A 12070-nucleotide genomic window follows, 5' to 3' on the forward strand; every position below is an offset into this window, starting at 1 on the left:
GGCTGCACCAGCACCACTCGCGCCCCGGAGGACCCCATGCCCGAATCCGACCGGATCGACGGCGGCCCGCGCTCGGTGATCGTGATCGGCGCCGGTGTGGTCGGTCTGTCGGCCGCGTGGTTCCTGCAAGAACGCGGTGTCCGGGTGACGGTGGTCGATCGCGCCGGCGTCGCCGCGGGGGCGTCCTGGGGCAACGCCGGCTGGCTTTCTCCCGGGCTCGCCGTTCCGCTCAACGAACCGGGCGTGCTGCGCTACGGACTGCGGACGTTGTTCGACCGGCAGGCGCCGCTGCACGTTCCCGCGGCGCCGGACCCCCGGCTGTGGGCGTTCCTGGCCCGGTTCGCCACGCACTGCACCGGCAGGTCGTGGACCCGCGCGGTCGAGGCCAACCTGCCGTTGAACGAGGAATGCCTCGAAGCGTTCGACGTCCTCGCCGCGAACGGCGTCGACGCCCCCACCATCGACGCACCGGTCACGGCGGTGTTCGAAACCGCCCGGCACGCGGCCGGGCTGCTCGCGCAACTGCGGCGCCTGCGCGAAGCCGGGCAGGAAATCACCTGCACCGGGCTCACCGCCACCGATCTCGCCCAGCGGTTCCCGCAGGTGAGCGCGCGCAACGGGGCCGGCGTCCGGCTGGCCGGGCAGCGCTACGTGGACCCCGGGCGGTTCGTCGAGTCCCTGGCGCGTTCGGTCGTCCGCCGCGGCGGCACCATCCGCCACCGCTTCGCCGTCACCTCCGTGCGCCCGCACCCGCACGCCGTCGCCGTGCAGTCGGCCGCGGGGCAGAGCTTGTCCGCCAACGCCGTCGTCCTGGCGAACGGCGCGTGGCTGGGCGAACTCGGCAAGCGGTTCGGGATCACCGTCCCGGTGCGTGCCGGGCGCGGCTACTCCTTCACCGTCCCGACGGACCAGCCCGTGCCGGAACCGATCTACCTCCCGGACATCCGGGTCGCCTGCACGCCGTACCGCGGCGGCCTCCGGGTGGCGGGGACCATGGAGTTCCGGAAACCCGGCGCGCCGCTCGACGAGGCCCGGATCGAGGCGATCATCGCCTCGGCGCGGCCGTTGCTCACCGGCATCCGGTGGGACGAGCGCACCGACGCCTGGGTCGGTTCCCGCCCGGTCACCACCGACGGACGCCCCGTCATCGGAGCGGCGGGCGCGCCGGGGTTGTTCGTCGCCGGCGGGCACGGCATGTGGGGGCTGACCCACGGCCCCATCACCGGGCGCCTGCTCGCCGAGTACATCACGACCGGCAAGCAGCCCGAAGCCCTGCGCCCCTTCGATCCGCTGCGCTGAACCGCCCGGACGGCACGGCCACGCGAAGCCGCTCCCGAAGCGTGTTGACGCCCGGCGAACCGAAAGCCAGAGTCCCGCTGACCGACGCGGGCTCTCCGAAGTCCGTGGGGGCTGGGACCGTTCTCCCGTCCGGCCCCCACGGACGCCCAGCCGTCAGGCCTCTGCCCCGGATGTGTCCGGTTGACCGCCGGGCCGGGTGGACAACCCGTCGAAGTGGGGTTTCATCGCGGGGAAGTAGTCGCCGAAGTCCGGCTGGGGTGAGCCGTCACGCGCGGCGGTGAGCAGGTCGAGGTAGTACTCCCAGCCAGGGCCGACCTCGCCGAGCCCGTCCTCGGTGTCGAGGTGGTGCACGAGCCGCAGTTCCGTCGAACCGTCCGCTTCGGACAACAGCAGTTCCATGCGCCAGGTCCCGGCTTCGTCGGTCATCGACACGGCCAGCCGCCGGGGCGGCTCACACGCGTCGATGCGCAGATCGCACCACGGTGCCTGGTCCTCGAACGCCAGCTGCACCTTGATCGTCCGGCCGGGTGCGGCGTCACCTTCCCACGGCCCGAACCAGCGGGCGGTGCGCTCGGGTTCGGTGAGGCTGGCCCAGACGTCCTCGGCGGGTGCGCGGAACGTCCGGCTCAGGACGAGATCGCTTCCGGTGCCGGTTCGGAACAGCCGGCCGGTGGGGAGGCGGTTCATGCGGTGGTTTCCTCACGTTGGTCGGGCCCGCCGTGGGTGCGGCGTTCGCGGCGGGTGCGGTAGATCTCGGTGGTCAGCGCGTCGAGGCGGTGTTCCCAGCCGGAAGGCTGCAGGAACTGGGCAAGCCACGTGGCAAGCTCGGTGAACCGCTCGGTGTCGAGTACGGAGAACCGTTGCCTGCCGACGAGTTCGTCGCGAACCAGGCCGCTCTGCCGGAGGACGCGCAGGTGGCGGCTGACGGCGGGCCTGCTGATCGCGAAGTGCTCGGCGATCTCCCCTGCGGACATCCGCCCGTCGCGCAGCATCACCAGAATCTTCCGCCGCACCGGGTCCGCGATCGCGCCGGCCACCTCGTCCACCCGTAAAGCGTAACACACTGGTTACGCGTTAGCCGGCGTGAGCATCGCCGCGGCGACTTCGCCGGTGGCCGTGCCGGGGATCGCGGTGGCGGCCCGGTCGAGCACGAGCATCCGCGCGCGGGGGATCTCCCGTGCGAGCGCTTCGCCGTTGCCGAGCGGGAAGAACCGGTCGTGGCGGCCGTGCACCACGAGCGTCGGTATGGCGAGCCGGGGCAGGCGCTCGCGCCAGCGTGGCCGGCAGTCCAGCCTGGAGAACACCGTGCCCAGCTGGTTGGCCAGCTGGACCGCGGGCTCGGTGCCCGGGGTGCGGTCGAAGACGCGCTCGGCCCATGCGCGGGCTGCGGCGGGGTCGTCGCCGAGGATCGCCGCCGCCGCGGCGGCGCGCTCCGCCACGGCGGCGCGGTCGGACCAGTCCGGGGCCGGCAGGGCGAACAGCCGGCCCATGGTGGCCGCGTCGTGGTCGGGCAGGTCGTCGTCGACCGGGCCCGGCGCGACGGGCCGCGTTCCGGCGAGGGTGAGCGCGGAGAACGCGCCGGGGTGGTCCAGCGCGGCGACCTGGGCGACCATCCCGCCGACGCCGATGCCCGCCAGGTGCGCCGGCCGGTCGTCGAGCCCGCGGGCGAGTGCGGCCGCGTCGGCGGCGAGGTCGCGCAGCGTGTACGCCGGTGCCTCGGGGTCGACGGTGGTCGACGCGCCGGAGTCTCGCAGGTCGTAGCGCACGACGTGGCGTCCGCCGTCGGCGAGTTCCGCGCACAGCGCGTCGGGCCAGGAGAGCATGGTCGGGCCGCCGGCGAGCAGCACCAGGGGTGCCGCCGGGTCGCCGAAGTGCTCCACCCCGAGCGTGACGCCGTCGGGCGTGCGGAACGAATGGGCCGTCGATCGCATCGTCAACCTCCAGAACAGCCGTGGCGCACCGGCCACGGTCCTGCTTCAGCCGAGTTGTCCGGTCATGGACCCGACGAACGGGATGGCCGTGGCCCGACACCGGCGGCCAAGTTTCGCCGCGGTCGTCCTGCGCCGGGTGGGTGAATGCGCGCCCCGCACCGCGGAAAGCCCGCTGCCGGCCACGGTGGGCCGGGCTACCATCGCCACCTGTATGGGAGCGCTCCCAGCGTGTGTGCCGATTGGCGGAATCGACCTTGAGCTCGAAGGAGAGACGTATGGTGCGGAGCACGTGGCGGATCGGTCTCCATGCGGTGACGGCGGCACTGGCCGGCCTCACCACGCTGGCGGCGGTGCAGGTTCCTGCAGCGGCTGCGCCAACCACATTGCGAGGCCTGGCGGACGCACGCGGTGTCTACTTCGGGACGTCGTCCACGGTCAACGAGTGGAACGACGCACCGTACCGGTCGCTGGCCGAACGGGAAACGAACATGATCACCGTGGGCAACGAGATGAAGTGGGACGCGACGGAGCCGAGTCCGGGCCGGTTCGACTTCGGACCGGCCGACTCGCTCGTCGCCGCCGCGAAGGCGGCCGGGCAGCGGTTGCGCGGTCACACCCTGGTCTGGCACAACCAGACCCCGGGCTGGGTGCAGGAGCTCGGGACCGCCGAGCTGCGGCAGGCGATGCAGAACCACATCCGCACCGAGGTCGCCCACTACCGGGGGCAGCTCTACGCCTGGGACGTGGTGAACGAGGCGTTCGAGGAGAACGGCACCCTGCGCCAGTCGTTCTGGCAGCAGAAACTCGGTGACGGCTACATCGCCGAGGCGTTCCGCGCCGCCCGCGCCGCCGACCCCGGCGCGAAGCTCTACTACAACGACTACAACATCGAGGGCATCGCCGCCAAGAGCGACGGCGTCTACAACCTGGTGCGTACGCTCAAACAACAAGGTGTCCCGATCGACGGGGTGGGCATGCAGGCCCACTTGATCCTGGGTGCGGTCCCCGACTCGATGCGGCAGAACATCCAGCGCTTCGTCGACCTGGGGGTCGAGGTGGCGATCACCGAGCTCGACATCCGGATGCCGCTGCCGGCCGAGGCCACCAAGCTGGCCGGGCAAGCCGCCGACTACACCAAGGTCGCTCAGGCCTGCCTGGGCGTGACCGGCTGCGTGGGCATCACCACCTGGGCCCTGTCCGACAAGCACTCCTGGGTCCCGTCGGTCTTCCCGGGTGAAGGCGCGGCGTTGCCGTTCGACGAGAACTTCCGGCCCAAGCCGGCTTACAACGCGCTCTGGCGGGCGTATGGCGGCACCGGCGGCACCCGCACCTGCGTTGCCACGTATGCCGTGATCGGGCAGTGGTGGGGAGGTTTCCAGGCCGAGGTCCGGGTGACCGCCGGCGCCGCCCCGATCACCGGCTGGACGGTGAACTGGGCGTTCGCCGAGGGACAGGCGATCACCTCGTCGTGGAACGCGGCCTTCGCCACGAACGGCGCCGCGATCACCGCGCGAAGCCTGAGCTACAACGGCAGCCTCGGCAGCGGCGGGAGCACCACGTTCGGCTTCACCGGAAGCTGGACGGCGGCCAACAGCGTGCCCGCCGTCAGCTGCGCGGCCTGACGCTGTTCGTCCGGGGAGACGTCTCGCCCACTGCCGGCTGCCTGCCGGCAGTGGGCCCGGATCCCGCGGCGACCCGGGGCGAGTGCGGCGACAGTGGGAGTGGTCCAGGTCACGCGGCCGGGCCGTGACAATCACCTGATAGTGATTATCATTTCCTCTTGTCGGCGGCTGGGCTGCCTCGGGGGACGAGGAGTGCGTGCGGCGGCACCGCAGTGGTGCCCGAATGCGACCGCCCGGGTCTCGCCCACCGAAAGGAACAGCATGAACCTGAGCCGCCGCGGTTTCCTCGGTCTCACCGCGGGACTGTCGATCACCGCCGTCACCGGCTGCGCGACCGGCGCGCCGGCCCCCGCGGGGCCGGGTCCACGCGCGGGCGGCAGGCTGCGTGCCGCGTTCGCGGGCGGCGGCGCGAAGGAGGTGCTGGACCCGCACCTGGCGAACCTGTTCGTCGAGGCGGCGCGGTCCAAGGCGATGTTCGACAAGCTCGCCGACCTCGGCGACGACGTCTCCGCGCAACCGAGACTCGCCGAGAAGTGGGAACCCAGCGCCGATCTGACCCGGTGGCGGATCACCCTGCGGCCTGCCACCTTCCACAACGGACAGCCCGTGCGCGCCCAGGACGTGCTCGCCAGCTACGCCCGCATCCTCGATCCCCGGCGCGCGTTCCGGGCCAAGTCGAGCCTGTCGCTGATCGACCTCGCGAACAGCCGCGCGATCAACGAGAAAACCGTGGAGTTCGCGCTCACCCGGCCGTTCGTCGAGTTCCCCAACGCCCTCGCCGCGTTCGGGACCTACATCGTGCCCGAAGGCCTCGAAGACTTCAGCAAGCCGGTCGGGTCCGGGCCGTTCGGCTTCGTGTCCTTCGCCGCGGGCAAGTCCACCCTGCTCAAGCGCAACCCGGACTACTGGGAAGGCGCGCCGCACCTGGACGAGCTGGAGTTCGTGATCGCCAACGAGGAGTCGGCCCGGACCAGTGCGCTGCTGGGCGGGCAGGTCGAGTACGCGCACGACCTCACGCCCACGACCGCGCGCGGCCACGCGAGTGGCGACCGGATGACCGTCCACCGCTCGCCCAACAGCGCCGTGCAGGCGTTCGCGATGAAGCTGGACCGGGCGCCGTTCGACAACCGCGACCTGCGTGAAGCACTGTTCCTGCTGGCCGACCGCCCGCAGCTGGTCGAGGCCACGCTGGCGGGCAGCGGGCAGGTCGGCAACGACCTGTTCGGCAGGGGCTACCAGTACTACGCCGGAGACATCGCCCAGCGCACCCGCGACCTGGACAAGGCGAAGTTCCTGATCCGCAAGGCCGGCGCGGACGGCCTGACCGTGCAGCTCGACACCTCCACGGCCGCGGCCGGCATGGTCGAGGCCGCCACCGTGTTCGCCGACCAGGCCAGGGGCTCCGGTCTGACCCTCGAGGTCGTCACCGGCAACAAGGACACCTACTGGGCGGACACGCTCAAGAACGGGTCGCTGTCGAGCTTCCGCTCCGGTGCCATGCCGATCGAGACCCACATCGCCCAGCGCCTGCTGACCGGCTCCGGCACCAACATGACGAAGTGGGCGCGGCCGGAATTCGACGACCTCTACCGGAAGGCCGTGTCCACAGCGGACGAGCAGGAACGCGCCGGGGTGTACCGGGAGATGCAGCGCACCCTGCACGCCGAAGGCGGCTACCTGATGTGGGGCTTCGCCGACTGGCTCGTGGGCACCGCACCCCACGTCGGCGGGATCGCGACCGCACCGGCGAACACCCTGAACTGGGCGCGGTTCGACAAGGTGTGGCTGGGGTGAGCCTGGGCCGGTACGCGGTGCGGCGGCTGGCCGTCGGGCTCTTCCAGGTGCTCGCCGTCGTCACCGCGGTGTTCCTCCTCGTGCAGGCGTTGCCGGGCGATGCCGCGGTCGTCCTGGCCGGGGACAACCCCGATCCGCGGCGGATCGGGGAGATCCGGGTGGCGATGGGCCTGGACCGGCCGCCGCTGGACCGGTTCCTGGCCTGGCTCGGCGGACTGCCGCACCTGGACTTCGGCGTGTCGCTGATCTCCGGGCGGCCGGTCGCCGAGTTCCTGGCCGACGGCCTCGGTCCGACCGTGGTGCTCGCCGGGCTCACCCTGGTGCTGCTGATCCCCTTGTCGGTGCTCGTCGGGGTGCTCGCCGCGCTGCGGGAGGGCAGCCTGCTCGACCGGGCACTCACGTCGATCAGCGTCGCGCTGTACTCGATGCCGGAGTTCGCGCTGGCCGTCGTGCTGATCGCGGTCTTCGGCGTGCAGCTGCGGTGGCTGCCGCCGACGGCCGTCGGCACCGGGGGCGATCTCCTGGCCCATCCGGCCGTTCTGGTGCTGCCGCTGGTGGTGCTGCTGGCCCGGCCGATCTGTTCGATCAGCAGGCTGGTGCGCGCGGGAATGCTCGGCTCGCTGGGTTCGGATTACGTGCGGCACGCCCGCAGGCTCGGCATCGGCGCCGGGCGGATCCGGCTCGCGCACGCTCTGCCCAATGCGCTGGCGCCCGCCGTGCAGCAGCTCGCCCGGACCACGGACTGGCTGCTCGGCGGGGTGATCGTGGTCGAGGCGGTGTTCGTCATCCCCGGACTGGGCACCACGCTGGTGGACGCGGTCGCCGGGCGGGACCTGCCGGTGGTGCAGGGCCTCGCGGTCGTCTTCGCGGTCACCACCGTCCTGGTGAACCTCCTCGCCGACCTGGCCGCGTTCCGGCTGGCGCCGCGATCGGCGGGGATCGCTTGAGGGCGCTCGGCCGGACCGGCGCCGGCGGCCTGCTGATCGCGGTCCCCCTCCTGCTGGCGCTGGTCGGCCCGTGGTTCGTCCCCGACGACCTCGCCCGCGGCGCCCCGTTCATGCCCGGCGGCGTGCTGGGCACCGACTTCGTCGGGCGCGACGTCTGGCACCAGGTCCTCGCCGGCGGGCGCACGGTGGTGCTGGTCGCGCTGCTCGCGACCCTGGGCGCCTACGTCATCGGGGTGCCGTGGGGCGTGCTCGCGGCGACGTCCCGCCTGCGTCTGGTCGACGAGACCCTGATGCGTCCCCTCGACCTGCTGCTCGCGGTGCCGTCGCTGCTGGTGCTCATCCTGGTGGCCGCCATCGCCGGTCCGGGTGTCCCCGTCATGGCCGGCATCGTCACCTTGGTCAACTTCCCCGACGTGGCCCGGATCTCGCGCGCCACGGCGCTGGAGATCGCCGGCCGCCCGGCGCTGGAGGCGATGCGGTTGCAGGGCGAGTCGTGGTGGCGGACGGCCATCGTCTACACCGGACGGTCGATGCTCCGCACGCTGGCCGCCGATTCGGGTACCCGGCTGACCGGCGCGCTCTACCTGGTCGCCTCGGCCAGTTTCCTGGGCATCGGGGTGGCCCCGGACGCCGCGGACTGGGCGGTCATGGTCGACCGCAACCGGGGCGGCCTGTTCCTGCAGCCGTGGGCGGTGGTCGTGCCCGCCCTGCTGGTCGTCGCGTTGTCGATCGGGCTCAACCTGGTCTTCGACCGGGCCCTGCGCGCCCGCTCGGAGCCGGCGCCATGACCCCCGTGGTGCAGGTCGGGAACCTGCGAGCCGAAGCCGGGCAGCGGACGCTGCTCGACGGGGTCAGCTTCGCGTTGGCCGCCGGGCAGGTGCTCGCGCTGGTCGGCGAGTCCGGCAGTGGCAAGACCACCACCGGGCTCGCGCTGCTCGGTGAGCAGCCACCCGGGGTGACCGTCAGCGGACGGGTCACGGTCGCCGGACGCGTCGGGTTCGTGCCACAGCAACCCTCGGCCGCGCTCAACCCGGTACGGCGGATCGGCGGTGTGTTCCGCGAAATCGCCGCCCGGCACGAAGGCGCGCCCGACGAGCTGATCGCCGTCGCGCTGCGGCGGGCGCGGGTGCCGGCCCAGCTGCTGCGCCGCTACCCGCACCAGCTCTCGGGCGGGCAGCAGCAGCGGGTGGTGCTCGCGCAGGCACTGGTCGGGAATCCCGCGGTCATCGTCGCCGACGAGCCCACCACGGGGCAGGACGCGATCACCCGGGCCGAGGTCGTCGGCGAACTCGCCGCGGTGGCGGACCACGGCGTCGCCATCGTCCTCCTCACGCACGACCTCGACGTCGTCCGGGCACTGGCCGACGAGATCGTGGTGCTGCGCCGGGGCCGCGTCATCGAGGCAGGCACCGCGGCCGACGTGCTGACCCGGCCACAACAGGAGTACACCCGTGCGCTCATCGCCGCGCAGCCGCGGGTCGTGCTGCCCGCCGAAGCCGGGAAACCCGTGCCCCGCCTCGACCTCCGTGGCCTGACCGCGCGGCACCGGTCGGCCACCGTGCTGCGCGAGGTGAACCTGCGGGCGGGCGCGGGCGAGTGCCTCGCCGTCGTCGGCCGGTCCGGGAGCGGGAAGACGACGTTGGCCCGCTGCGTCGCGGGCCTCCACGCCGCCCGCACGGGTGAGGTGCTGCTCGACGGCCGGGCACTGGCCCGGTCACTGCGTCGCCGCTCGCCGGCGGACCTGGCCAGGGTCCAGTACGTGTTCCAGGACGCCCGCGGGTCGTTCGACGAGCACCGCAGCGTGCTCGACCAGGTCAGCCGGACCGCGGTCCGGCTGCGCGGCCTGCCCGCACCCGACGCCCGGCGCGCCGCACTGGCGGAACTGGCGGGGTTCGGGGTGGACGAGCCGGCCGCGTTGCGCAGACCGGCCGGGCTTTCCGGGGGCGAACTGCAGCGCGCGGCCCTGGTCCGCGCGCTGCTCGCCCGCCCGGACGTCCTGATCTGCGACGAAATCACCTCCGGGCTGGACGCACTGACCCAGGCCGGCCTGCTCGACCAGCTCGCCGGACTGCGCGAGTCCCGCGCCTGCACGCTGGTGCTGATCAGCCACGACCTCGGCGTCGTCGCCCGCCTCGCCGACCGGATCGCGGTGCTGCACGAGGGCAGCGTCGTCGAATACGGCTCGGCCCGCGGCGTTCTGGGGTCCCCGGCGCACCCGGTGACTGCCGGTCTGCTCGGCAGCGCCGTCGAAGGAATGGAGAAGAGGAATTGACCGAGTACCACCGCGAAGTCGGCCCCTACGAGGTCCGGCCGGCCACCGAGGCCGATCTGCCGGGCGCGCGCAGCGTCATGCTGGACACCTTCTACCGCGAGTTCGGCTACGGTTACCGCCCCGAGTGGCACGGCGATGTGATCGACCTGGCCGGGTCCTACCTGACCCCCGACCGGCACCAGCTGTTCGTCGCGGTCGAGGGGCGCGAGGTCGTGGCCACCACCGGGGTGCGCGCAACGGCGCCGTCGAGCCCGCCGCACCCCGCCTGGCTCGCCGCACGGTACCCCGGCGGGACCACCGCGCAGTTGTTCCGCGTGTACGTGCGGCCCGAACACCGCCGCCACCGGCTGGCCCGGACCCTGGTGGAAGTGGCGACCGAATTCGTCGACCGCACCCCGGGATACGAGCGGCTCTACCTGCACACCGACACCCGGGTCCCCGGCGCCGAGCCGTTCTGGCGGACCGTGGCCGCCGAGGTGCACGACGCCCGTGACGGCGACCGCACCGGCTTCCAGACCGTCCACTTCGAGATCCCGCTGCGCCGGACCCCCGTACCCGCCGGCGGCGTCCCTCGGAACGACGACCGGCGCGACGATCTCCGGCAGGGATAGCTTTCGCGGTCCGGCTGGGTGATTTCTCCGTTTTGGGGTACTCGGCGGTCAGGTCGCCGAGGGCGGTGGCCGATGACGCCGACGAGAGGACCCGTCTTGGTCGAAGTGACCCGCACCTTCACCGTCGCGGCCGCGCCACCGGAGGTGCTGGACTACCTCAAGGATCTCGGCCACGCCCCCGATTGGCACCCCGGCACCCTGTCCTGTGACCGCCTCGGCACCGAGCCGGTCGACGTCGGCGCCCGCTGGCACGCCGTCGTCAAGATCGCCGGGGTGGAGCTGGAACTGACCCGCGAGCTCACCCGCCTCGAACCCGGCCGCGTCGCCTTCACCGGCACCCACGACGTCGCCGCCACCCTGGACGAAATCACCATCACCCCGACCGGTGCGGGCGGCAGCACCCTGAGCTACCACGCCACCATCGAGTTCCGCGGCACCGCGGAACTCGGCACGCCGATCGCCGAGGTCGTGTTCGAGAAAGCCGGTGCCGACGCCGAAGCCGCCCTCACCCGCATTCTCGGCACGGCTGCCTGGGTTTCCGACGGGCGGCTTTGACCTCGCCGTTCAGTAGGGGTTGCCGGGCACGTTGAGGCGCGTCTGGTAGAGGCCGAACTGGCCGGAAACTCCGGAGGTGAGGTACAGGGTCCGTCCGTCCGGTCCGCCGAACGCCGCGTTGGTGGTGTTGCGGCCGGCGGAGATGGTGCCGAGCCGGGCGCCCGACGGGGAGAAGACGTGGACGAGCCCTTCGTCGTAGGAGGCCCAGTACAGGTTGCCCGCGCAGTCGACGGTCGCGCCGTCGGGCGTCCGGATGGTCGCGAACGTCGTGCGGTTGCCGGTGCTGCCGTCCGGGAAGACGGTGTACTTCATGATCGCGTTGGCGCCGGTGGCGCCCACGTAGAGCGTCTTGCCGTCGGGGGACAGGACGACGCCGTTCGGCTGCGGCAGCGTGTCGTCGACGAGGTTGACCACGCCGTCGCGGACGCGGAAGACGCTGGTCCGGCCGCCTTGTTCGTCGGCGCGGTTGCCGCGCTGGTAGTTGGGGTCGGTGAAGTAGGTGGTGCCGTTCTGGCCGGTGGTCAGGTCGTTCGGGGAGTTGAACGCGCGGCCGAGGTGGCCGGCCGCGACGGTCGTCCGGCTGCGATCGGCCAGGCTGTAGGCGGAAACGGTGCGGTTGTCGTGGGTGGCGGCGAGCACCCGCGTGCCGTCGGCGGTGATCGCCAGGCCGTTGCTGCCGGCGTCGGCGATGAACGTCTCGAAGGTGGCCGGCGGCGAGTACCGGAGCATGGCCGACGGCTGCACGCCCTGGGGGCCGGTGGGGTTCTGCATGTGCGACAGCAGCAGGGTGCCCGTGCGCCGGTCCCACGTGGGCCCTTCGAGGAAGTTGAACCCGCCCCGGATGAGCCGGGACGTCACCGTCCGGCTCGGCAACGGCGCGCCGTAGGTCGCTCCCGGGGTGCACGGCGCGGGCGTCGCGGCGGCGGCCGGCGCCGGCGCCACCACGCCCGCGAAGACGATCGCCGCTGCGGTCGCCGTCCACGTGTGACGGTGACCTGGTGTCCTGCGGTGAGCCATGACGGCTCTCCTTTCGTGAGCG

Annotated in this window: 12 protein-coding genes; 8 read left to right on the forward strand and 4 right to left on the reverse strand. The window is 72.6% G+C overall.

Going from position 1 to position 12070, the window contains the following annotated elements; genetic code table 11:
* Positions 1 to 36: 36 nt before the first annotated feature.
* Positions 37 to 1299, forward strand: coding sequence for an NAD(P)/FAD-dependent oxidoreductase (locus tag ACLJQE_RS24275; protein ID WP_410641627.1), 1263 nt, complete (start codon positions 37 to 39; stop codon positions 1297 to 1299).
* Between the two features lie 153 nt (positions 1300 to 1452).
* Here the strand turns inward: ACLJQE_RS24275 and ACLJQE_RS24280 are convergent, their stop codons facing one another.
* Genes ACLJQE_RS24280 through ACLJQE_RS24290 form a run of 3 tightly spaced genes read right to left on the reverse strand, consistent with a single transcriptional unit; the run spans position 1453 to position 3230 of the window.
* On the reverse strand, positions 1453 to 1986 hold the full coding sequence (locus ACLJQE_RS24280) for an SRPBCC family protein (RefSeq protein ID WP_410641628.1): 534 nt from the start codon (positions 1984 to 1986) through the stop codon (positions 1453 to 1455).
* Positions 1983 to 2345, reverse strand: coding sequence for a metalloregulator ArsR/SmtB family transcription factor (locus ACLJQE_RS24285; RefSeq protein ID WP_410641629.1), 363 nt, complete (start codon positions 2343 to 2345; stop codon positions 1983 to 1985). The genes ACLJQE_RS24280 and ACLJQE_RS24285 overlap by 4 nt, the downstream gene beginning before the upstream one ends.
* A 21-nt stretch (positions 2346 to 2366) precedes the next feature.
* Positions 2367 to 3230: an alpha/beta fold hydrolase gene (locus tag ACLJQE_RS24290; protein WP_410641630.1), complete on the reverse strand. Its 864-nt coding sequence runs from the start codon at positions 3228 to 3230 to the stop codon at positions 2367 to 2369.
* A 275-nt stretch (positions 3231 to 3505) separates the two neighbouring features.
* Between ACLJQE_RS24290 and ACLJQE_RS24295 the strand changes: the two genes are divergently transcribed.
* The 7 genes from ACLJQE_RS24295 (at position 3506) to ACLJQE_RS24325 (ending at position 11031) form a co-directional block, all read left to right on the forward strand.
* Positions 3506 to 4852, forward strand: a complete 1347-nt coding sequence (locus ACLJQE_RS24295; RefSeq protein ID WP_410641631.1) for an endo-1,4-beta-xylanase — start codon at positions 3506 to 3508, stop codon at positions 4850 to 4852.
* Between the two features lie 261 nt (positions 4853 to 5113).
* Positions 5114 to 6646, forward strand: a complete 1533-nt coding sequence (locus ACLJQE_RS24300) for an ABC transporter substrate-binding protein (RefSeq protein ID WP_410641633.1) — start codon at positions 5114 to 5116, stop codon at positions 6644 to 6646.
* Positions 6643 to 7593, forward strand: coding sequence for an ABC transporter permease (locus ACLJQE_RS24305; protein WP_410641634.1), 951 nt, complete (start codon positions 6643 to 6645; stop codon positions 7591 to 7593). The genes ACLJQE_RS24300 and ACLJQE_RS24305 overlap by 4 nt, the downstream gene beginning before the upstream one ends.
* Entirely contained in the window at positions 7590 to 8381 is a 792-nt protein-coding gene (locus ACLJQE_RS24310; RefSeq protein WP_410641635.1) for an ABC transporter permease, read from the forward strand. The genes ACLJQE_RS24305 and ACLJQE_RS24310 overlap by 4 nt, the downstream gene beginning before the upstream one ends.
* Complete coding sequence (locus tag ACLJQE_RS24315) at positions 8378 to 9865, forward strand: ABC transporter ATP-binding protein (protein ID WP_410641636.1); 1488 nt, start codon at positions 8378 to 8380, stop codon at positions 9863 to 9865. Before ACLJQE_RS24310 ends, ACLJQE_RS24315 begins: the two co-directional genes overlap by 4 nt.
* Positions 9862 to 10476 carry a GNAT family N-acetyltransferase gene (locus ACLJQE_RS24320; RefSeq protein ID WP_410641637.1) on the forward strand — a complete coding sequence of 205 codons (615 nt, stop codon included), beginning with the start codon at positions 9862 to 9864 and terminating at the stop codon, positions 10474 to 10476. The genes ACLJQE_RS24315 and ACLJQE_RS24320 overlap by 4 nt, the downstream gene beginning before the upstream one ends.
* 105 nt (positions 10477 to 10581) lie before the next feature.
* Entirely contained in the window at positions 10582 to 11031 is a 450-nt protein-coding gene (locus ACLJQE_RS24325; RefSeq protein ID WP_410641768.1) for an SRPBCC family protein, read from the forward strand.
* A gap of 9 nt (positions 11032 to 11040) precedes the next feature.
* On the opposite strand, the gene ACLJQE_RS24330 is transcribed toward ACLJQE_RS24325, so the two are convergent.
* Positions 11041 to 12048, reverse strand: a complete 1008-nt coding sequence (locus ACLJQE_RS24330; RefSeq protein ID WP_410641638.1) for an SMP-30/gluconolactonase/LRE family protein — start codon at positions 12046 to 12048, stop codon at positions 11041 to 11043.
* Between the last annotated feature and the right edge of the window lie 22 nt (positions 12049 to 12070).

The organism is Amycolatopsis sp. lyj-346, from assembly GCF_046548975.1.
In the GTDB taxonomy this organism is placed as follows: domain Bacteria; phylum Actinomycetota; class Actinomycetes; order Mycobacteriales; family Pseudonocardiaceae; genus Amycolatopsis.